Origin of the sequence: Amycolatopsis tolypomycina (assembly GCF_900105945.1) — a bacterium.
In the GTDB taxonomy this organism is placed as follows: Bacteria; Actinomycetota; Actinomycetes; order Mycobacteriales; family Pseudonocardiaceae; genus Amycolatopsis; species Amycolatopsis tolypomycina.
Map to the genome: position 1 here is coordinate 7,114,091 of NZ_FNSO01000004.1, position 20,184 is coordinate 7,134,274.

The window sequence follows — 20,184 nt, forward strand, 5'->3', positions numbered from 1 at the left end:
TCGGCCGGGTACCCTGGGACGCGTCAACAGGCGGTAAACAAGGAGCAACCTATGGCATCCGGGAACGACGCGAACGCCGCCCGACGGGCTCGCGCCACCCGCTCCGCCGGCCTGCTCCCGCTCGTGGTCGGGCTGGCCTCGGCCGCCGCGCTCACCGGCGCCGCGTACTTCACGGTGGACAGCGCCTCGTGCGGGTCGCCCGCCCAGTACATCCGCCACGACAGCCACGTCGAGCTCGTCGGCGGCTGCGTCGACGGCGCGAACCTGCCGGCCACCGGCACGTCGAGCGGCAGTGGCGGGCACGGCAACTACAACCCCTGACCTCGTGGGTTACCCCGATGTGACCGGGGAACACGAAAGTGCCTTCTTCCGCTGGTCGTGCGGGTCGTTGATGATCACCAGGTGACCACCGTTTACGAGCCGGGCCGCGGTCCCGGCCCCGCCAAGCCCACCGAAGATGCGACGAGCCGGCTGCTGGGCGCCCACAGCCTGGGCGCGCTGGCCACCGTCAACCGCGGTGGCTTCCCGCACCTGTCCACGGTCGCCTACGCCTGGGATCCGGCGGAGCGGGTGGTGCGGATCGGGTCGACCGCGGGACGCGCGAAGGTGCGCCAGCTCGCCCGAGACCCGCACGCGTCGCTGTACGTCAGCAGCGACGACCACATGGCCTTCGCCGTCGCGGAGGGCGTCGCCGAGGTGTCGCCGGTCAGCTCGGTGCCCGGGGACGAGACCGGCCGGGCGCTGCTCGCGATGCAGGCGCCGTTCGAAGACCCCGAGGCCGAGGCCGCGTTCCTGCGGAACATGGTCGAAGACCGCCGCGTGGTGATCACGCTCCGGGTGGAACGGCTCTACGGCGGCGGTCTCGACCTCGGGTGACCAGAGCGCCCCAATGTGGCGTTGGTTGCGTCCAACGCACCGAACGCCACATTGGGTGCGCTCAACGCACCGAACGCCACATTGGGGCGCTTGAGGCTCAGCCCAGGGCGGTCAGCAGGTCGGCCACCAGGTCGCGGCCGTCTTCGATGCCGACCGAAAGGCGCAGCAGGTCGGCCGGGACCTGGAGGGTCGAGCCCGCGGTGCTCGCGTGGGTCATCTTGCCCGGGTGCTCGATCAGCGACTCGATGCCGCCGAGCGACTCGGCGAGGATGAACAGCTTCGTGCGGCTCGCCACTTCCAGGGCCGCCGCCTCGCCGTCGACGTGGCTGAAGGAGACCATGCCGCCGAAGCGGCGCATCTGCTTCGCCGCCGTCTCGTGGCCAGGGTGCTCCGGCAGGCCCGGGTAGTAGACCTTCGCCACCTTGGGGTGCTTGACCAGCGCCTGGACGATCTTCTCGGCGTTGTCGCTGTGGCGCTCCATGCGCAGGGCGAGGGTCTTGATGCCGCGAAGCGTCAGCCACGCGTCGAACGGCCCCGGCACCGCGCCCGCGGCGTTGCGCAGGTAGAAGAACTGCTCGCGCAGCTCGTCTTCGTTCGTGATGATCGCGCCGCCGACGACGTCGGAGTGGCCGCCGAGGTACTTCGTCGTCGAGTGCAGGACGATGTCCGCGCCCAGCGACAGCGGGTTCTGCAGGTACGGCGTCGCGAAGGTGTTGTCGACGACCAGGCGGGCGCCGGCGTCGTGCGCGACCCCGGCCAGCGCGGCGATGTCGGCGATGCCGAGCATCGGGTTGGTCGGCGACTCGCACCAGATGAGCTTGGTCTCGGGCCGGATCGCGGCCCGCACCTCGTCGAGGTTCGCGAGGTCGGCGACGGTGTGCTCGACGCCCCACAGGCTGAGCACCTTGTCGATCAGGCGGAACGTGCCGCCGTACGCGTCGTTGCCGAGCACGAGGTGGTCGCCGGGGCGGAGGGTACTGCGCAGCACCACGTCGGAGGCGGCCATGCCGGAGGCGAAGGCCAGCGCGTGGCGGCCGCCTTCCAGCGAGGCCAGCGCCTCTTCCAGCGCCGACCGGGTCGGGTTCGCGGTGCGCGAGTACTCGTAGTCGCCCTCGCGGGTCCCGCCCACGCCGTCCTGCGCGTAGGTCGAGGTCTGGTAGATCGGCACGATCACCGCGCCGGTGCGGGGGTCGGGCTGCTGACCGGCGTGGATCGCGCGGGTCTCGAAGCCCAGTTCGGAGTAGTCGTCCACCATTGCTTCAGCGTACGGGCCGCCCCTGGCATTCCCGTCAGGTGGGATGGGTCTCAGAGCCGGGTCCAGCGGCGGGTGGCCGGCAAGGCCGCGAGCACCAGCAGCGCCACGAACGGCACCGCGATGACGACCATCCGCAGCCCGGGCTCGCCGAGGCCCGTCGGACCGCCCACGATGAAGAAGACGAGCTGGTAGCGGAGCACCATGTCGACGATCGTCGCGGCCAGCGCCAGGACCGCGGCCGCCAGGCACAGGATGCGGCCCGCCTCCACGCGCGCGAGCAGCGAGGTTCCGCCGAGCAGGAGGAGCAGGCCGATGACCGCGTCGGTGAGCTGGCCGGGGACCAGCAGGTCGTGCTGCCCGAAGCCCAGGACGAGGCTCACCCAGACGATGCCCGTCAGGAACCACAGGCCACCCAGCACCGCGAGCACCCCGGCGGCGATCGCGGTCCGGGCACGGGTCTCCGGCGGCGCGGCGACGTCCATTCACCAGCTCCGGGACGAGTAGGCACCCTGGCCGGACAGCACCGGCACCACCGACGTGCGGTAGCGCAGGTACCGGAACGTCGGCGGCAGGAACGCCAGCACCAGCACCAGCACGGCCAGCGCGGCGAGGCCGACGCGGTCGGCCATGGCGAACCCGCCGTGGGTGAACATCGCGTCCGCGAAGCGCGCCAGGGGAACGCCCACCGACATCGGCTCGGTCAGCAGGGCGCCGATGGCCAGGAGCGCGCCGAGGCCGAGCAGGACCGCGCCCGCCGTCGCGCGGAACAGTGTCGCCAGCGAACCGACGAGCAGCACGAGGCCCGCGACGACGTACCCGGCCAGGTCCACCAGCACCCACGCCGGCAGCGCGCCGAGGCTGAATTCCGCGGGCATGTCGAGGAAGATCTTGACCGGCACGTATCCGGCGGCGACCGCGGCCGGAAATCCGAGCACCGCGGCGAGGACCGCCGTTACTCCGGATGGCCGAGTCGATGAATACGAATGCGAACGCGGCACCGGAAATCCGTGCGGACCGGACACAACTCCCCCATCAGCCGAGCGCGGGACGACGGCGCTCACCCTAGTAGGAATTCCCGGAAGCGGTCCCGAAAAAGAACGGAATTCGGCCGGACGGCGGAACCCAAGATCATTTCTGTGCGGTAGTGGCAGAAATGCTGTCACGCGATCACGGGCGGTACTGATATCCGCCCCCATTGTCCTTTTCGGACAATTGCGGACCCGCGAAATGCAGCGTGCCCCGGAGCCGAATCGGCTCCGGGGCACGAAGAGGGTGCTAGTTCACCATTGCTGCTGCTGCGGGGGCTGCCCCGGCTGGCCGAAGCCACCGCTCGGCGGGCCCTGCTGGCCCGGCGCCTGGCCCCAGCCCTGCGGCGGCTGGCCCGGCTGCCCGGGCTGGCCCGGCTGGCCGTACCCACCGGGCTGGCCCGGCTGGCCGAAGCCGCCCGGCTGCCCCGGCTGGCCGTGCTCGCCCGGCTGGCCGAAACCACCCGGCTGGCCGTACCCACCAGGCTGGCCGTGCTCGCCCGGCTGGCCGTAACCCTGCCCCGGCTGGCCGTAGCCACCCGGCTGCCCCGGCTGCGGGAAGCCCCCGCTCGACGGCTGCGGGAACCCGCCGCTGGACGGGTTGGGCCCGCCCGGCTGGCCGAAGCCGCCCGGCTGACCCGGCTGGCCGTAACCCGGACCCGGCTGCCCCGGCTGGCCGTAGCCACCCGGCTGCTGGCCGAACCCGCCGGGCTGCCCCGGCTGGCCGTACCCGCCCTGCGGGCCACCGAAGCCCTGCGGGCCGCCGAAGCCCTGCGGCCCGCCCGGCGCGGCACCGCCGTCACCGAGGCCGACGAACTGCCGCGTCCCCGGGACGAGCCCGAGGATGCCGGCGATGAGGATGAGGACGCCGAGGATCAGCGGCGGCAGCCCGAGGCCGAAGGTGTCCTTGGCGGACGCGGACGCCTGCGCGAGCGTCTCGGCGTTCGGCGTCATGCCGATCTTCACCAGCAGGGCGAAGAGCGTGAGCAGCGCGCCACCCGCGACGACCGCGATCGGGACGAACTTCTTGAGCCCGCCCAGCTTGCCCGCGAGCGCCAGCCCGACGCCGCCGGCCAGCGAGATCAGCGAGCCCAGCAGGATCATGATCACGTAGAACCACAGGGTGCCCGGGCCGATGAGCCCGGCCTCGTCGAGCACCCGCTCGATCGCCGCCTGGTCGGGCGCGCGGTCGAAGATCGACGAGTAGTCGCTCGCGTCGCCCATGTAGGAGAACGCGTAGATCAGCGCGACCAGGCCCAGCAGCGCGACCACGCCACCGGCGATGTAGCCGAACAGGGCGTTGCCGCCCGCGGCCGGGCCACCGAACTGCGGCGGCTGGCCGCCGAAGCCGGGCTGCTGCCCGAACCCGGGCGCACCGAAGCCCTGCGGCGGCTGGCCGGGCTGGCCCGGCTGGCCGAAGCCCTGCTGCTGCCCGTAGCCACCCTGCTGCTGCCCGAACCCGCCCGGCTGCTGGCCGAAGCCCTGCTGCTGGCCGAAGGCCGCGGCCGGGTTGTCGGCCGCGCTCGGCGGCGGGGTGTACGGGATCGCGGGCGGCTGGGAGCCCGGCGGCACCAGCTGCGTGGAGTCCGCGACCGGGGCGTCGCCGCCGCCGACCGGGTTCACCATCTGGGTCGCGTTCGCGTCGACCGGCGGCATGGCCTGGGTCGCGCCCGCCCCGCCGTCACCCGGCTGGACCGGCTGGACGACCTGGGTCGGCTCCGGCGTCTCCCCGAACGGGGAACCGCCCTGGGGCTGGGCGGGCTGGACGACCTGGGTCGGTTCCGGGCTGCCGAACGGGTCCTGCTGCGGCTGGGGGCCACTCGGCGGACCCTGAGGTGGCTGGCCGCCACCCCACGGCTGGTTCGGTGGCTGCGGTGCACTCATGTGGGTCTTGAACCCCCTTGACGATGACGCGAAAGTGTTCTATTCGCGCCCACGCTATCGGATCGCCCGGCAGGGCGCTCGTAACGCCCCTGCCGGGTCCACCGATCAATACTCTCTTGGGGCCTGGTCAGCGACCGGCCAGGAAGCCCAGGAGGTCGTGCCGGGTGACGACGCCGGCCGGCTTGCCGTCGACCAGCACCAGCGCGCCGTCGGCGCCCTCGAGCGCGGTCATCGCGGCGCTCACCTGCTCACCGCCGCCGATCGTCGGCAGCGGCGGTGACATGTGCTGCTCGAGCCGGTCGGCCAGCTGCGCCTTGCCGGTGAACAGGGCGTCGAGCAGGTCACGCTCGTTGACGGCGCCGACGACCTCGGCCGCCATCACCGGCGGCTCCGCGCTGACGACGGGCATCTGGCTCACGCCGAATTCGGAGAGGATCGCGATCGCCTCGGCGACGGTCTCGTTCGGGTGAGAGTGCACCAGATCGGGCAGCGAGCCGCTCTTCTTCGTGAGGACGTCGGCGACCGTCGCGCCCGAGGAGTCGGGCGGCAGGAAGCCGTAGGACGACATCCACGTGTCGTTGAACACCTTCGTCAGGTAGCCGCGGCCGCCGTCGGGCAGCAGCACGACCACGACGTCGTCCTCGGTGAGCCGTTCGGCCAGCTTCAGCGCGGCCGCGACGGCCATCCCGCAGGAGCCGCCGACCAGCAGGCCCTCCTCCAGCGCGAGCCGGCGGGTGACCTGGAAGGAGTCGGCGTCGGAGACCGGGATGATCTCGTCGGCGATGCCGCGGTCGTAGGTGTCCGGCCAGAAGTCCTCGCCGACGCCCTCGACCAGGTACGGGCGGCCGCTGCCGCCGGAGTAGACCGAGCCCTCCGGGTCCGCGCCGACGACCTGCACGGCGCCGTCGCTGACCTCCTTGAGGTACCGGCCGGTGCCGGAGATCGTGCCGCCGGTGCCGACGCCCGCGACGAAGTGCGTGATCTTCCCGCCGGTCTGCGTCCACAGCTCCGGGCCGGTCGAGTGGTAGTGGCTCTCCGGGTTCTGCGGGTTGGCGTACTGGTTGGGCTTCCAGGCGCCCTCGATCTCGCGGACCAGGCGGTCGGAGACGTTGTAGTAGGAGTCCGGGTGCTCGGGCGGCACCGCGGTCGGGCACACCACGACCCGGGCGCCGTACGCCTTGAGCACGTTGCGCTTGTCCTCGCTGACCTTGTCCGGGCAGACGAACACGCACTGGTAGCCCTTGCGCTGGGCGACCATGGCCAGCCCGACGCCGGTGTTGCCGGACGTCGGCTCGACGATCGTCCCGCCAGGGCGCAGCTCGCCGGCTGCTTCGGCGGCCTCGATCATGCGCAGCGCGATCCGGTCCTTGACCGAGCCACCCGGGTTCAGGTACTCGACCTTGGCCAGCACGAGCGGCTTGAGCCCCTTGGTCAACGAGTTCAGCCTGACCAGCGGGGTGTTGCCCACGAGGTCGGCGATGTGCTCTGCGTACTCCACGACCGCCAGCCTAAACGGCCCACCGGTGGCGTTGTCCACTCGTGCGGCCTCGAGGCCGGGGGACTCCGGGTGCGCGTCGGCGATTCCGGGCAGCGCGCGAGGCCGGGCCGCCCGGCGGGGACCTCAGGCGGCCACCAAGCCGCTCGTCCGCTCCGGTACCGGCCCGGGGGCCGCTCCGCGCCGAACCGTCATCCCGTCCCGGAGGTCCGGCCCGGCGTCGATGGCCGTGGTGAAGCCGGTCCGAAGGGACAGGGAGGTCCAGTAGTCGCTTTGGACGTTCATCGCCGGTTCACCTCCCGTGCGGAATGGCGATGTGCCGACAAGTGCGACGATTCTGTCGGGCCGCCGTCGGCCCACCGCGGAAACCCGCGCCTCGCCCGCGCTCCCGCGAGCCGCGCGGCGGACTTGCTGCCGAAATCGGCCGGACCAGCGAAAACGGCACCGTTGAAACTCTCGCGTTCGCCGCCGAAAACGGTTCCGCGGAAATCGGCCCTGCCTTGAACAGCCTTGGTGCGGAATTCGGTGCCGCGAAACGAGGCCAGTTCGAGAACTCCCCGTCGTAGCAGGTGATCGAGCGGATCGAGCAGTGCGTCAGCGTCAGCCCGACCAGCCGCGCCCCCGAGAAGTCGAGGTCGACGTCCGGCCAGAACGCCTCGTTCGGCTGCTCCGCGGAGCCGGGACGCAGGTGCAGCAGCAGGATGCGCTGCGCGGTCTTGCGCACCTGCAGCTCTTCGGCGCTCTTCCGGTTGTGCCGGTACGGCATCCGCAGGTACGCGCGGAGGACGTTGACGATGGTCTGCCGGTGTTCGGCGTACCCGGCGGCCGGCCGTTCCAGCGCGTAGAGGCCCGCGAGGCGGACCGGCGCCTTGTCGCTGCCGAGCTGGTCGGCGGCCTTGCCGTTGATCTCGGTGACCCGGCGTTCGGTGGCGTCGTGGTCCTTCCGCACCAGGTCCAGCTCGGCCGACCGCTGCCGCCGCGCGGCGAGCAGCAGGGCGGCGGCACCCCCGGCGCCGATCACGATGTTGGCGGACGTCTTCAGCGCGTCGAGCCGGGCGGAGTCTTCCGGGCGTCCCCGGCCGAGGAGGGTCAGCAGCGCGGTGGCCGCCACCGCGGCGACCACCAGCAACCCGGCGCCCCACAGCACGATCGTCCTGGTCCGCAGCACCCGCTCGAGCCGGGTTCCCCACACGGCGATCCTGCCAGCCGGGGAAACCCGGAATCCACGCAACAAACCCTGGCGTCGTGCGGGTGCCCGCGCAGGCACCTCGCTGGGACCGTTGTCCCTGCGATTCCGACGCACTCACCGGAGGTTGACCATGCGCACCGCTACCCGCTGGATCACCGGGATGACCGGGGCCGTGCTGGCCCTGCTCGCCCTCGGGACGACGCCGGCCAGTGCCGAGAGCACCAATTTCGACATCCCGTCCAGCATCACCAGCAGGACTCAGCCGTCGCACGCCGCGCTGGAGGCGGACACCCGGTCGGCCGCCGACGCGAAGTGCGTGAACAAGTACGGGTTCCGGGCCCGGGGAGTCACGGCCGTGGGCTGGGGAGGCGGCCCCGGCCACTGGCAGGTCACCTGGCGGTGCGACAGCAACTAGGCGGCCTCCGGGAGAGCCGGGCAACCTCACAGCCGCTCCGGCTTTCTCCCGGCAGCCGTACCCGGCAGTATGGTGAGCAACTGCTTAGCTCGCGATACGAGGATGTGTCCGTCATGCCTGAAGCCGTCATCGTCTCCACCGCGCGCTCCCCGATCGGGCGCGCCAACAAGGGCTCACTGGTCGGCATGCGGCCCGACGACCTGACCGCGCAGATGGTCGCGGCGGCGCTGGCCAAGGTGCCGCAGCTCGACCCCGCCGACATCGACGACCTGATGCTCGGCTGCGGTCTCCCGGGCGGCGAGTCCGGGTTCAACATGGGCCGCGCGGTCGCCGTCGAACTGGGCTACGACCACCTGCCCGGCTGCACGATCACCCGGTACTGCTCCTCCAGCCTGCAGACCACCCGGATGGCGTTCCACGCGATCAAGGCCGGCGAGGGCGACGTCTTCATCTCGGCCGGCGTCGAGACCGTCTCGCGGTTCGGCAAGGGCAGCTCGGACTCCTGGCCCGACACGCACAACCCGCTGTTCGCCGACGCCGAGGCGCGCACCAAGGCGACCGCCGAGTCCGGCGCCGACTCCTGGACCGACCCGCGCACGTCCGGTGACGTGCCGGACGTCTACATCGCGATGGGCCAGACCGCGGAGAACCTGGCGCGGCTGAAGGGCGTCACGCGCGAGGAGATGGACGAGTTCGGCGTCCGCTCGCAGAACCTGGCCGAGAAGGCCCTCGCGGACGGGTTCTGGGCCAAGGACATCACCCCGGTGACGCTGCCGGACGGCACGGTCGTCTCGAAGGACGACGGCCCCCGCGCCGGCGTCACCCTGGAAGGCGTCTCCGGGCTGAAGCCGGTGTTCCGCCCCGACGGCCGCGTCACGGCGGGCAACTGCTGCGCGCTCAACGACGGCGCGGCGGCGCTGGTGATCATGTCCGACACGAAGGCGCGTGAGCTGGGCCTGACGCCGCTGGCGCGGATCGTGTCCACCGGCGTCACCGGGCTTTCGCCGGAGATCATGGGCTACGGCCCGGTCGAGGCGTCGAAGCAGGCGCTTTCGCGCGCGGGGCTGTCGATCGGCGACATCGACCTGGTCGAGATCAACGAGGCGTTCGCGGCGCAGGTCATCCCGTCCTACCGCGACCTGGGCATCGAGCTGGACCGGCTGAACGTCAACGGCGGCGCGATCGCGGTCGGCCACCCGTTCGGCATGACGGGCGCCCGGATCACCTCGACGCTGATCAACTCCCTGCAGCACCACGACAAGCAGTTCGGCCTCGAGACGATGTGCGTCGGCGGCGGCCAGGGCATGGCGCTGATCATCGAGCGCCTTTCCTGACTGTTCACGAAGGCCCCCACCCGGCGGTGGGGGCCTTCGTCGTCAGCAGACGCTGTCGGCCGGTTCCGGGTTCGCCAGCCCGAACAGCGGCCGCAGCTTGAGGCCGATCCACGTGCCGCCGAGGGCGAACACGCCCCACAGCCAGCCGTGCAGGCTGCCGGTGGAGATGCCGCCGAGGTACGCGCCGATGTTGCAGCCGCCGGCCATCCGCGCGCCGACGCCCATCAGGACGCCGCCGAGGAGCGCGGCGACGGCCGTGCGCCACGGGATCGAGCTGTGGATCTTCCAGGCGCCCGCGGCCGCGGCGGCCACCGCGGCGCCGATCATGATGCCGATGTCGGTGAGGCTGGTCTTGTCGCGCCAGATCGGGCCGGCCAGCGACGTCGCGTTCGCCTTCAGCCGCCAGAACTCCCAGGTTTCCGGGTGCAGCCCGAACACCTGCAGGACCTTGGCGCCCCACAGGGCGAACGCGCTGGTGATGCCCCAGATCCCGCCGGAGACGAGGAACACGGCGGCGGCCAGCACCCCCAGCACGACGGCGCCGACGAGCATCGGCCAGGAGCCGCGGAAGACCCGGGCGAAGCCCCGAGCGGTCGGCACGACGTCGACCGGCGGCGGCGTCCGGCGGCGCTGCACCACCCGGGTGACCAGGACGATCCCCCCGAGAACGGCGACGGTGATCGCCCACGAGCCGAACCAGCCGACGTGGTCGGCGAGCAGCACGCCCTTGAGTTCGGGCCAGCCGGACAGCACCGGGTACGCCCAGGTGTAGAGCGCGGAGCCGGCGATGAACCCGCCGAGGGTGAGCACGATCGTGGATTGGCCGGAGCCGACGGCGAAGAGCGTCCCGGACGCGCACGCGCCGCCGAGCTGCATGCCGATCGCGAAGAGCGTGGCCCCGACGAAGAGGGCGAGCCCGAGCGCCCCGGCCGTCGGCGCGGGCTTGCTGCCGAAGAGGCCACTGCCGGTGCCGGCGATGAGCGCGATGAGCGTCGCGGCGGTGCCGAGCAGCACGGTGTGGGCCCGCACCCCCTGCCCGTTCCCGACGGCGACGAGCTGCCGCCACGCCGAGGTGAAGCCGAACCGCGAGTGGAAGAGGGCGAGCCCGAGCCCGAGCCCGAGCAGCAGCAGGACGCCGAACTTGGCGCCCTGGGTGGCCCAGACGTACCAGGTGAGGCCGGCCGCGAGCACACCGGCAACGGCAAGGGGAACGATCTTGACGGGATCTTCCGGCCGCGGCACGGGCGCGGCACAGGAGGTGGGGAAGTGCTTGGCACCGATCGGGGATTGGGTCGTCGCCACCGGCTACTCCAGGCTCGGGCGGGCAGGACGATCAACGTTAGGTCGAGTGACCGGGCGGTTGCAGCCCGTCGCACAGTGTGGGACGAACGGAGCAATCGGGATGCGCTGAACGCGGCGGCGGGCGTGGGTTGCTCCCCGGACGCGAAGAAGGCCCCCTCGCCTGAGCGGCGAGAGGGCCTTCGGGAACTGCGTTATTCAGCCGTCTTGACGCACATCGTCGTCGCCGGCTCCGGGTAGACCGCGACGCGCGTTGCGTCCGTGTCCTCGCAGACGCTCTTGTCCGCCTGGCCCGTCACCACCTTGACCAGCTCGCCGTCCTTGGTCGAGTCGCTGCAGGGGACCTTCAGGTAGCCCTTGGTCTGGGACGTGAAGTTCGCCAGGCAGTCGCCCTGCTTGGCGTTGATCATCAGGCACAGCTTGTACGAGCTGCGGCCGCTGACCGAGTAGGTGTCGTAACCCCCGCCAGCACCACCCGGGCACTCCTCGGACGCCGTCTCCAGCTTCTTGGCGATCTTGACGTTCGCCTTCGGGTCGTTGCAGTCGGCCTTCGCCGGCTCGGCGCCGCCCTGGGTGAACTCGGTGATCGTGAGGCAGTCACCGGCGTTCGAGGTGGCCGGCGACTTCATGAACGAGACCAGCCCGATGATCACGATCGCGACCACCACGATGGCGCCGATGCCGCCCAGGATCAGCTTGGGCGCCTTCGAGCGCTTCGGCGGGGCCGGCGGCGCGGGCGGGAACCCGGGCTGGCCGGGCGGGAACTGGCCGGGCGGCGGTCCGTACTGACCGGGCTGGCCCTGCTGGCCGCCCGGAGGCGGTCCGTAAGGATCGGGCTGACCCACCGGCTGCTGGCCCCCGGGGGCCGGAGGGGGAACGCTCACTGTGAACCTCACACATGTGAAATCGAAAACCGACCGGCTCATCAAACACGCAGGGTGAGCGCGGCCCGCAGCGGGGTCCCTATATGCACGAATTACCCACAGAAAAGGCGCCCCGCCGATTACGGAGCGCCTTCACTGCGGAACTGTGAGCCAGATTACTCACGGAAGTACGAGAGCAACCGCAGGATCTCGAGGTACAGCCAGACCAGCGTGGTCATCAGGCCGAACGCGGTGTACCAGGCCCACTTCGACGGCATGCCCTCGCGGATCATCCGGTCGGCCTGGTCGAAGTCGAGCAGGAAGCTGAACGCCGCGATGCCGATGCAGACGAGGCTGAAGATGATGGCGATCGTGCCGCCGCCGCGCAGCGGGTTGAAGCCGAAGGCCAGCGAGCTGATCAGGTTGAACAGCATCAGGATCGCGACGCCGACGGTGGCGCCGACGATCCACTTGGTCAGCTTCGGCGTGACCTTCACGGCGCCGGTCTTGTAGACCACCAGCATGCCGATGAAGACACCCGCGGTGCCCACGATCGCCTGCAGCGCGATGCCGGGGTAGATCGCCTGGAACACACCGCTCAGCGCACCGAGGAACAGGCCTTCGGCCGCCGAGTACGTCAGCGTCAGCGCGCCGCTGGGCTTCTGGCGGAAGATGATCACGAGCGAGATGACCAGCCCGACGACGAGGCCGGCGAGCATCGCGCCGAGGAGCGCGCCGGAGATCCGGCCGGTCGTCGTGATCTGGACCTGCGCCCAGATCGCCGTGACCACCCCGACGAGCAGCGCGACGCCGAGGGACATCCCGGTCTTGACGACGACGTCGTCGACGGTCATCGGCCGGTCGCCCTCGCCGGAGGCGGCCTGGCCCGGCCCGTACCCGGGCACGCCGCCCTGGGGTTGGTTGAAGCCCACGGGGGGCCCGTACTGCCCGTAAGTCTGGGTTCCGCCGCTGGGCAGGTTGCGGAACGCCGGGTTGCTACTGGAACGCACCTGATCCTCCTGGATCTGCTGCTTCGTGGATCATCGCTGCATCGGGTTCAACGACCGCCGCGGGCGCGCGGTTCCCGTCGAGTAAAGACGACTTTACTCGACGGCAGCCCGCCTGCCTCGGACGACACGGTAAGCGACGGATGTCACGACCGTTCGGCGACAGCCACCCGAAGAGCGGTACACAGTTTCGCCCCTTGACGCAACGCTCACTTCGCGTGCCCGGATCTTCACCGAACGCGCGTCGGGGCCTTGATCAGTCGTGTGACCTGCAGAGACGCCAGGCGCTGCCGCGCGGGCGAACGAAGGAGCATGGACACCATGGGGTGGTCGACACACCCGCGCGCGGGTGCTCGCGCGCTCACCGGTCTCGTCGCCGCGGCGCTGCTCGGCGCGCTCTCCGTGACGGTCGGGGCCGCGCCGGCCGCCGCGGCCGGCCAAGAAGGCATCGGCTACGAGGTCAAGCCCGGCCAGGACATGACCCCGCGGCCGAGCCGCAACTGGCTCGGCTCGTACGTCGTCGGCGGGGAGCAGGTCTTCTGCGTGAGCTTCCAGCTCAAGGCCCCCGACACCGACGAGCGGTACGAGCCGGGCGACGAGCTGCTCACGAAGTGGGGCGCGAAGCTGCCCGCCGACCAGGCGGCGAACATCTCCTACCTGCTGCTGCGCTACGGCGGCACGAAGGAGCCCGCCGAAGCCGCGGCGCTCGCCCACCTGCTGCACTCGTGGACCGCCGCCCCGCGCACGGCGGCCGACCTCGACCCGTCGCTCGGCGCGGACAAGATCGGCTACGACGCGAAGTACCACCTCGACCTGCTCCCCGCGGACGCCAAGGCGGCCGTGGAGCGGCTGCGCACCGAGGCCGAGACCGACCGGGGGCCGTGGACGGCGTCGGTGACCACGCCGAAGGGCGACCAGCACCCCGGCGAGGCCGCCGAATGGACGGTCACCGTGCGGAACGCCAAGGCCAAGGGCGTCCCGGACGTCCCGGTGAAGCTGACGGCGACCGACGCCACCCTGGCCGACGGGAAGGCCACCGCCGCCACCGGGAACTCGAGCCCGCAGGGCGCCGCGAAGGACGTCACGCTCAAGACGGGCGCCGACGGCACCGTGACGGTGAAGCTGACGCCGACCGGCGACCGGCCGAAGCTGGTGGCCGCGTTGTCCGCCCCGGCCGACCGGCCGTACGTGCGGGTGCCCGTCGACACCAAGGTGCAGCGCGTCGTCTCCACCGGCGGCGAGAAGGAACTGACCGCCCAGGGCGCCGTCAACGTCGCCAAGCCCGGCCGGGTCCAGGTGACCAAGACGGACGCGAAGACCGGCCAGGGCGTCGGCGGCGCCGTCCTGCGGATCACCGGCAAGGACAGGACGTCGCCCGCACTCGGGCAGGACGGCAAGCCGCTCCTCGGGGCCGACGGCAAGCCCGCGGTCGTCACCACCGACGGCAAGACCGGCGGTGTGACGGTCGAGAACCTCCGTGCGCCGCAGGAGATCTGCGTCGTCGAGGCGAGCCCGCCGCCGGGTTACACGAACGCCTTCGACCCGGAGAACCCGCCGTCGGCCTGCGGCACCGTCAAGCCGGGCGACACCCTCGCGCTGACCGTGACGAACAAGCCGAACGAGGTCCCGCGCGCGATCCCGGCGGGCGACCAGCCGGTCGCGCGGGCGCAGGGCGTCGTCGAGACGAGCTACTCCGTGCCGGGCCTGGCCGGGCTCGGCCTGCTCGTGCTGCTGGCGGCCGGGCTGGCCGGCGTCGCCGCACGGCGGGCGTCCCGGCGGTAACGGCGTGGCGCGGCACGACGGCGACTGGCGCGGCGAGGACTGGTTCGTCGACGAATGGCACCGGGGCACCGGCTGGGCGGCCGTCGACGACGAGCCCGGCGACCGCCCGGATCCGTTCGCGCGCAAGCCCGGCCGGGGCCGGCTGCTCGCAGGCTTCGCGCTCGGTGCGGCGACGGTGCTCGCGGTGCAGTACGGCCCCGCCGTGCTCACCGCGGCCCCCGTGGCCGTCGTGACCGGCACGGCGCTGCCCGCCGCGCAGACGCCGTCGTCGCCGTCGTCGCCGGCGCCGCAACAGCAGCGGCCGGGCACCGTCCGGCTGCCCGGCGGCGGGACGGCGACACTCGTGCGCGCGGACCTCGGCCCGGACGGCGAGCTGCCGGTGCCCACGGACCTCGGGCAGGCGACGTGGTGGGGCGCGTCACTCGACGCGGCGAGCGGGGCGAGCGTGTTCGCCGGCCACGTGAACTGGCGGGGCGCGACCGGGCCGTTCGCCGAGCTGTGGCACGCGCGGATCGGCGCCGAAGTGACCATTGTGGACAGTGCAGGCAAGACGTGGCGGTACCGCATCGCGCAGCTGGTCACGGTGCACAAGAGCGACCTGCCTGCCCGGGCGGACTACCTGTTCGGCCCGTCCGGCCCGCACCGCGTGGTGCTGGTGACGTGCGGCGGCCGCTGGGTCGGCGGGTCGGACGGCTACGAGGAGAACCGCGTCGTCGTCGCGGACCCGGCCTAAGTTACTCGTGGGTAACATCACGTTTCGAAACGGTGGTCGCGGGCGACGGCATGCAGCAGAATGCCCAGGGTCAGGGCTGTGGGAGCGAGAGGTGTGAAGACGATGGCGACGTTCTTGGTGACCGGGGCGACCGGACTGATCGGGCGCCATTTCACCCGGCTGCTGCTCTCCCGGCCCGACGAGGACCGCGTCGCCCTCGTGGTGCGCGCGTCCTCGCGGGCCAAGCTGGCCGCGCTGGTCGACCAGTGGCCGCACTCCGACCGCGTCACGCTCGTCACCGGCGACCTCGGCGAGCCGCTGCTCGGCGTGTCCGAAGCGGACCGCGAGCAGCTGCGCGGGAGCGTCGACCACATCGTCCACCTCGCCGCGCTCTACGACCTCACCGCCGACGACGAAGCCAGCATCAAGGCCAATGTGGACGGTACGCAGGCGGTCGTCGACCTCGCCGCGGACCTGCGCGCGGGCTGCCTGCACCACGTCTCGTCGGTGGCGGTCGCGGGCGACCACGAAGGCGTGTTCACCGAGGAGATGTTCGACGCCGGGCAGCGGCTCGTCACGCCGTACCACCGGACCAAGTTCGAAGCCGAGAAGATCGTCCGCGAGCAGGACCGGGTGCCGTGGCGGGTGTACCGGCCCGCCGTCGTCGTCGGGCACTCCGAGACCGGCGAAATGGACAAGATCGACGGCCCGTACTACCTCTTCCCCGCGATCAACCGGCTCGCCGGGCTGCCCGACGTGCTGCCGATCGTCGGCCCGGACCTCGGCGACACCAACATCGTGCCGGTCGACTACGTCGCCAAGGCGCTGCTGGAGCTGGTGGTCAAGCCGGGCCTCGACGGCCACGCCTTCCACCTGGTCAACCCGGAGCCGCAGCCGGTCGTCTCGGTGTACAACGCCTTCGCGCGGGCCGCGGGCGCGCCGACGATCACCGTGCAGCTCGGCGAAGGGATCTCGAAGCGGATCGTCGGGCTGGTCAAGCTGACCGAGCACATCCCCGGCGTCACCATCGCGCGCGACGCCGTCATGGAGCGCTTCGGCATCCCGCCGGTGCTGCTGGACACGATGGCGTTCCCGTCGGTGTTCTCCTCGGCCGAGACGCGCAAGGCGCTGGCCGGCACCGTTGAGGTCCCGCGGCTGGAGGAGTACGCGCCGACGCTGTGGCGCTACTGGCGCGAGCACCTCGACCCGTTCCGCGCACGCAAGCACGGCCCGCGCGGCGAGCTGGACGGCCGCCGCGTGATCATCACCGGCGCGTCCTCGGGCATCGGGCGCGCGACCGCGCTGAAGGTGGCCGCCGCGGGCGGGGTCCCGCTGCTCGTCGCGCGCCGCCAGCACGAGCTGGAAGAGGTCCGCGACGAGATCGTCGCCGCCGGCGGCACGGCGTCGGTGTACCCGGCCGACCTGACCGACGAGGACTCGGTGCACAAGGCCGTCGACGCGATGCTGGCCGAGCACGGCCGGATCGACATGCTGGTGAACAACGCCGGCCGGTCGATCCGCCGGTCGATCAAGCTGTCCTACGACCGGATGCACGACTACGAGCGCGCGATGGCGATCAACTACTTCGGCGCGGTGCGGCTGATCCTCGCGGTGCTGCCGCACATGTCGGAGCGGAAGTTCGGGCACATCGTGAACGTGTCGTCGATCGGCGTCCAGGGCATCGCGCCGCGCTTCTCGGCGTACGCGGCGTCGAAGGCGGCGCTGGACTACTTCTCGCGCATCGCGGCGACCGAGACGCACGGCGACGGGATCACCTTCACCACCATCCACATGCCGCTCGTGCGCACGCCGATGATCCGGCCGACGAAGATCTACGACGCGTTCCCGACGAAGTCGCCGGAGCAGGCCGCGGACATGGTGATGAAGGCGCTCGTCGAGCGGCCGAAGCACATCGGCACCCCGGCGGGGCAGGCGATCGGGCTGGCGTACACGCTCACGCCGGGCCTCACCGACGCCGTCGCGTACCAGGGTTTCCGCATTTTCCCGGATTCGACCGCGGCGGGCGGTTCGGGCGAACTCAAGATCGGACGTGGCGAGAAACACCTCTCGCGCGCGGCGATGGCGCTGGCCCGGCTTTCGCGCGGCTTCCACTGGTGACGCTGCGTTTCGTGGGTGAGGCCGTTCCGGCGACACGGCGACACTTGTCAGTGATTCGTTAAGCCGGAAGGCGGAAGCGGCGGGTGCCCGGGTACGGTCGGGCGCATGGTTCCTGAGCGCGACCCCGCCGCAACCGCCCTCAACGGCCTTCTCCCCCTCCGGCGTGAGTACACGCAGGCTTGGCACGGCTTCGACCGCAACGAGGTCCGGCAGTACCTCGACCACGTCGAAGCCCAGCTGCGCCGGGTGCTCAGCGAACGCGACGCCGCCGCCGCGCAGGCCGCCGCGGCGACCCGCGAGGTCGAATCCGTCCGGCAGCAGGTCGCGGCGCTCGAGGCGCGCATCGAGGAGCTCAAGAAGCCGCCGGAGCGGCTCGAGGACCTCGACGAGCGGATGCAGCGCACGGTGACGCTCGCGCAGGCCCGCGCCGACGAGATCATCAAGCGCGCCGAGGTGGCCGCGGAGAAGACGTGGGCGTCGTCGACCGAGGCGTCGACGAAGCTGCGTGAGCGGTACTCGAAGCTGGTCTCGGAGCTGGACAAGCAGGCCGACCTGCTGCACTCCGAGCACGAGGCGGCGCTGGCGGAAACGCGCGCCGAGGTGCAGCGGCTGACCGTCGAAGCGGCCCAGCGGCGCGAGCTGCTGGACAACGAGGCGGAGCGGAAGCGCCGGAAGGTCGAGCGCGAGTTCGAGGCGGCCCAGGCCGCCCAGAAGGCGGCGCTGGAGAAGCACATCGCCGACCAGCGCACGGCGAGCAAGAACCAGGCGGAGCGCCGCATCGCGGAGGCGACGGCCGAGGCGAAGCGGCGGCTCGACGAGGCGACGGCGGAGGCCAAGCGCCGTCTCGACGAGGCGACGACCCAGGCGGCCCAGCGCACGACGGCGGCCAACCGCAAGGTCGAGCGGCTGGCGGAGATCCGCGAGCAGGCGCGCAAGAGCCTGGCGATGGCGGAGGACATCCTCAACCGGAGCGAGACGCAGCTGGCGACGCTGCCGGAGGAAGCGGTGATCCCCCAGGCGTCGAAGCTGGTCGGCGGCGACACGGAGTCGGCGACCACGCCGGCCGCGCCGGTGGTCCCGGTGGTGCAGCCGTCGATCCCGAAGTCGGCGGCTCCGAAGCCGGCACCGAAGCCGGCAGCGGCACCCAAGCCGGCTGCCGCGCCGAAGCCCGCGAACTCGAACGGCCCGGCAACCAAGCCCGCGAACGGCAACGGCGCCAAGCCGCTGTCGCCGTCGGGCAGCAAGCCGGGCAACTGAGCAGCCCCCGTTTTCCACGCTACCGGCGACCACCGACAGTTCCGGGCCCGCCGGCCGCGGCACTCAAGCGCCCCAATGTGGCGTTCGGTGCGTCCAGCGCACCCAATGTGGCGTTCGGTGCGTCCAGCGCACCCAATGTGGCGTTCGGTGCGTCCAGCGCACCCAATGTGGCGTTCGGTGCGTCCAGCGCACCCAATGTGGCGTTCGGTGCGTCAGACGCAACCAACGCCACATTGGGGCGCTTTCAGTTGCGGGCCGTGCGGGGCCAGGGGTTGGCGGACTCCAGCTGGGCCGCCAAGCCGAGCAGCAGCGGCTCGCCGCCCGGGCGGGCCACCAGCTGCACCGACGTCGGCAGCCCGGACACCGCCGACCGGCCCACCGGGACCGTGATCGCCGGGTAGCCGGCGAAGTTCCACTGGCCCGTGAAGCCCGCCAGGCGCGTCGACGGCAGTACGTTCGCCAGCCAGCCGCGCTCGTGCCAGCGGCCCGCCTTCACCGGCCAGTGCGACAGCGTCGGCGTCATCAGCACCTCGTGCGACGCGAAGAACTCCTCCGCCCGGGCCACCCACCGGTCGCGGGTGCTCGCGCGGAGCAGGCCCAGCCGCTGGACCAGCCGTCCCGCTCGGACGTGTGCTCGCGTCCGGCGCTGCAGCCGGGAGACGTCGAAGGTGCGGGCCTGCTCGGCCGGGCCCGCCAGCCAGCGGGCCGTCATGCCCAGGACCATCGTCGCCGGGTAGCGGGGGGCCTCCGGGGACACCGTGTGGCCGGCCGCCGCCAGGAATCCCGCCGCCGTCGAGACCGCCGCCACCAGCTCGCGCGGGACCGGGCTGTGCAGCAGCGGCACCGTTGTCGACATGCCGATGCGGACCGGTGACGGCGAAGGCACCGAAGCCAGCTCCGGGCGGGAGGCCAGCACCGACAACAGCAACGCCGTGTCCGCGACCGTCGTCGCCAGGGGGCCGTGCACCGACATGCCGAACCAGCCGCCTTCGGCCAGCAGGTCCGCGCCCGGCTTCAGGCCCACCAGGCCGCACATCGCCGCCGGGAGGCGGACCGAGCCCATGCCGTCCGAGCCGTGGGCCAGCGGGACCAGTCCCGCCGCCACCGCCGCCGCGCTGCCGCCGGACGAGCCGCCCGCCGCGTACGTCGGGTCCCAGGGGTTGCGGGCGATGCCGTCCGGGGTGTCGCTCATCGGCCAGATGCACAGCTCAGGCACCCGCGTCAGCCCGACGATCACCGCGCCCGCCGCCCGCAGCCGCGTCGCGATGACGCCGTCCGCGTCCACCCGCGCCGACGCGCCCGCCAGCGAACCGTGCGACGCGTACTCGCCGGCCATCTCCGTGACGTCCTTGACCGCGACCGGCACCCCGGCCAGCGGCAGCGACGCCAGGTCCGGCCGCGCGGCGACCTCCGCGGCCTCCTTCAGCGCCTCCTCGGCGCGCACCCGCCGAAAGGCGCCGATGACGCCGTCCGCCGCGGCGATCCGCTCGAGAGCCTCCTCGGTGACCTGCACCGGATCGAGCTGCCCGGCGCGGACGGAAGCCGCGATTTCCCCTGCCGTGAGCACCATGACCGGACCCTAGCTGCCACATCCGGGGCTCCGCCCCGGGCCGGGGGCTCCGCCACCCGGAACCCCCGAAAAGCATCTCGCGGAAAGGTGACAGTGGCAAAGA

General features: G+C 72.0%; 19 protein-coding genes. 8 read left to right on the forward strand and 11 right to left on the reverse strand.

Going from position 1 to position 20,184, the window contains the following annotated elements:
* Nucleotides 1-51 precede the first annotated feature (51 nt).
* Together BLW76_RS42280 and BLW76_RS42285 are read left to right on the forward strand one after the other, a co-directional pair.
* Nucleotides 52-321 carry a hypothetical protein gene (locus BLW76_RS42280; protein WP_091317843.1) on the forward strand — a complete coding sequence of 90 codons (270 nt, stop codon included), beginning with the start codon at nt 52-54 and terminating at the stop codon, nt 319-321.
* An 81-nt stretch (nt 322-402) separates the two neighbouring features.
* Nucleotides 403-876 carry a TIGR03618 family F420-dependent PPOX class oxidoreductase gene (locus BLW76_RS42285; RefSeq protein ID WP_091317845.1) on the forward strand — a complete coding sequence of 158 codons (474 nt, stop codon included), beginning with the start codon at nt 403-405 and terminating at the stop codon, nt 874-876.
* A 97-nt stretch (nt 877-973) separates the two neighbouring features.
* On the opposite strand, the gene BLW76_RS42290 is transcribed toward BLW76_RS42285, so the two are convergent.
* From BLW76_RS42290 to BLW76_RS42315, 7 genes are all read right to left on the reverse strand, one after another.
* Entirely contained in the window at nt 974-2,131 is a 1,158-nt protein-coding gene (locus BLW76_RS42290) for a cystathionine gamma-synthase (RefSeq protein WP_091317846.1), read from the reverse strand.
* A 50-nt stretch (nt 2,132-2,181) separates the two neighbouring features.
* Nucleotides 2,182-2,613, reverse strand: coding sequence for a hypothetical protein (locus tag BLW76_RS42295; RefSeq protein WP_091317848.1), 432 nt, complete (start codon nt 2,611-2,613; stop codon nt 2,182-2,184).
* Nucleotides 2,614-3,066, reverse strand: coding sequence for a hypothetical protein (locus BLW76_RS42300; RefSeq protein ID WP_091317850.1), 453 nt, complete (start codon nt 3,064-3,066; stop codon nt 2,614-2,616).
* A 345-nt stretch (nt 3,067-3,411) separates the two neighbouring features.
* A complete protein-coding gene (locus BLW76_RS42305) occupies nt 3,412-5,040 on the reverse strand; it encodes a hypothetical protein (protein WP_091317852.1) in 1,629 nt (542 codons plus the stop codon).
* 127 nt (nt 5,041-5,167) lie between these two features.
* Nucleotides 5,168-6,538 carry a cystathionine beta-synthase gene (locus BLW76_RS42310; RefSeq protein ID WP_091320552.1) on the reverse strand — a complete coding sequence of 457 codons (1,371 nt, stop codon included), beginning with the start codon at nt 6,536-6,538 and terminating at the stop codon, nt 5,168-5,170.
* A gap of 123 nt (nt 6,539-6,661) precedes the next feature.
* Nucleotides 6,662-6,820 carry a hypothetical protein gene (locus tag BLW76_RS49045; RefSeq protein WP_167384911.1) on the reverse strand — a complete coding sequence of 53 codons (159 nt, stop codon included), beginning with the start codon at nt 6,818-6,820 and terminating at the stop codon, nt 6,662-6,664.
* Between the two features lie 7 nt (nt 6,821-6,827).
* Complete coding sequence (locus BLW76_RS42315; RefSeq protein WP_244170571.1) at nt 6,828-7,727, reverse strand: pentapeptide repeat-containing protein; 900 nt, start codon at nt 7,725-7,727, stop codon at nt 6,828-6,830.
* Between the two features lie 127 nt (nt 7,728-7,854).
* Between BLW76_RS42315 and BLW76_RS42320 the strand changes: the two genes are divergently transcribed.
* Nucleotides 7,855-8,139: a hypothetical protein gene (locus BLW76_RS42320; RefSeq protein ID WP_091317853.1), complete on the forward strand. Its 285-nt coding sequence runs from the start codon at nt 7,855-7,857 to the stop codon at nt 8,137-8,139.
* 113 nt (nt 8,140-8,252) lie between these two features.
* Nucleotides 8,253-9,473 (forward strand): acetyl-CoA C-acetyltransferase, encoded by a 1,221-nt coding sequence (locus BLW76_RS42325; RefSeq protein WP_091317855.1) that lies wholly within the window; start codon nt 8,253-8,255, stop codon nt 9,471-9,473.
* A 42-nt stretch (nt 9,474-9,515) separates the two neighbouring features.
* Here the strand turns inward: BLW76_RS42325 and BLW76_RS42330 are convergent, their stop codons facing one another.
* From BLW76_RS42330 to BLW76_RS42340, 3 genes are all read right to left on the reverse strand, one after another.
* Nucleotides 9,516-10,775, reverse strand: coding sequence for a YeeE/YedE family protein (locus BLW76_RS42330; protein WP_091317857.1), 1,260 nt, complete (start codon nt 10,773-10,775; stop codon nt 9,516-9,518).
* Between the two features lie 191 nt (nt 10,776-10,966).
* Nucleotides 10,967-11,656, reverse strand: a complete 690-nt coding sequence (locus BLW76_RS42335) for an LppU/SCO3897 family protein (RefSeq protein WP_208613489.1) — start codon at nt 11,654-11,656, stop codon at nt 10,967-10,969.
* A gap of 155 nt (nt 11,657-11,811) precedes the next feature.
* Nucleotides 11,812-12,645, reverse strand: a complete 834-nt coding sequence (locus BLW76_RS42340) for a Bax inhibitor-1/YccA family protein (protein ID WP_091317860.1) — start codon at nt 12,643-12,645, stop codon at nt 11,812-11,814.
* Nucleotides 12,646-12,963: 318 nt separating this feature from the next.
* Between BLW76_RS42340 and BLW76_RS42345 the strand changes: the two genes are divergently transcribed.
* From BLW76_RS42345 to BLW76_RS42360, 4 genes are all read left to right on the forward strand, one after another.
* Nucleotides 12,964-14,424 carry an MSCRAMM family protein gene (locus tag BLW76_RS42345; protein WP_091320554.1) on the forward strand — a complete coding sequence of 487 codons (1,461 nt, stop codon included), beginning with the start codon at nt 12,964-12,966 and terminating at the stop codon, nt 14,422-14,424.
* Nucleotides 14,425-14,428: 4 nt separating this feature from the next.
* Nucleotides 14,429-15,157 carry a class F sortase gene (locus BLW76_RS42350; protein ID WP_091317862.1) on the forward strand — a complete coding sequence of 243 codons (729 nt, stop codon included), beginning with the start codon at nt 14,429-14,431 and terminating at the stop codon, nt 15,155-15,157.
* 102 nt (nt 15,158-15,259) lie between these two features.
* Nucleotides 15,260-17,254: an SDR family oxidoreductase gene (locus BLW76_RS42355; protein ID WP_091320556.1), complete on the forward strand. Its 1,995-nt coding sequence runs from the start codon at nt 15,260-15,262 to the stop codon at nt 17,252-17,254.
* A gap of 105 nt (nt 17,255-17,359) precedes the next feature.
* Nucleotides 17,360-18,511, forward strand: coding sequence for a coiled-coil domain-containing protein (locus BLW76_RS42360; RefSeq protein WP_091317863.1), 1,152 nt, complete (start codon nt 17,360-17,362; stop codon nt 18,509-18,511).
* 244 nt (nt 18,512-18,755) lie between these two features.
* Here the strand turns inward: BLW76_RS42360 and BLW76_RS42365 are convergent, their stop codons facing one another.
* Nucleotides 18,756-20,081 (reverse strand): amidase family protein, encoded by a 1,326-nt coding sequence (locus BLW76_RS42365; RefSeq protein WP_091317865.1) that lies wholly within the window; start codon nt 20,079-20,081, stop codon nt 18,756-18,758.
* Nucleotides 20,082-20,184 lie beyond the last annotated feature (103 nt).

Excerpts from the sequence above, each read along its gene's own strand:
- BLW76_RS42280 (WP_091317843.1), top strand. The coding sequence starts at position 52 with ATGGCATCCGGGAACGACGCGAACGCCGCCCGACGGGCTCGCGCCACC.
- BLW76_RS42290 (WP_091317846.1), bottom strand. The coding sequence starts at position 2,131 with ATGGTGGACGACTACTCCGAACTGGGCTTCGAGACCCGCGCGATCCAC.
- BLW76_RS42295 (WP_091317848.1), bottom strand. The coding sequence starts at position 2,613 with ATGGACGTCGCCGCGCCGCCGGAGACCCGTGCCCGGACCGCGATCGCC.
- BLW76_RS42305 (WP_091317852.1), bottom strand. The coding sequence starts at position 5,040 with ATGAGTGCACCGCAGCCACCGAACCAGCCGTGGGGTGGCGGCCAGCCA.
- BLW76_RS49045 (WP_167384911.1), bottom strand. The coding sequence starts at position 6,820 with ATGAACGTCCAAAGCGACTACTGGACCTCCCTGTCCCTTCGGACCGGC.
- BLW76_RS42320 (WP_091317853.1), top strand. The coding sequence starts at position 7,855 with ATGCGCACCGCTACCCGCTGGATCACCGGGATGACCGGGGCCGTGCTG.
- BLW76_RS42325 (WP_091317855.1), top strand. The coding sequence starts at position 8,253 with ATGCCTGAAGCCGTCATCGTCTCCACCGCGCGCTCCCCGATCGGGCGC.
- BLW76_RS42345 (WP_091320554.1), top strand. The coding sequence starts at position 12,964 with ATGGGGTGGTCGACACACCCGCGCGCGGGTGCTCGCGCGCTCACCGGT.
- BLW76_RS42355 (WP_091320556.1), top strand. The coding sequence starts at position 15,260 with ATGGCGACGTTCTTGGTGACCGGGGCGACCGGACTGATCGGGCGCCAT.
- BLW76_RS42360 (WP_091317863.1), top strand. The coding sequence starts at position 17,360 with ATGGTTCCTGAGCGCGACCCCGCCGCAACCGCCCTCAACGGCCTTCTC.
- BLW76_RS42365 (WP_091317865.1), bottom strand. The coding sequence starts at position 20,081 with ATGGTGCTCACGGCAGGGGAAATCGCGGCTTCCGTCCGCGCCGGGCAG.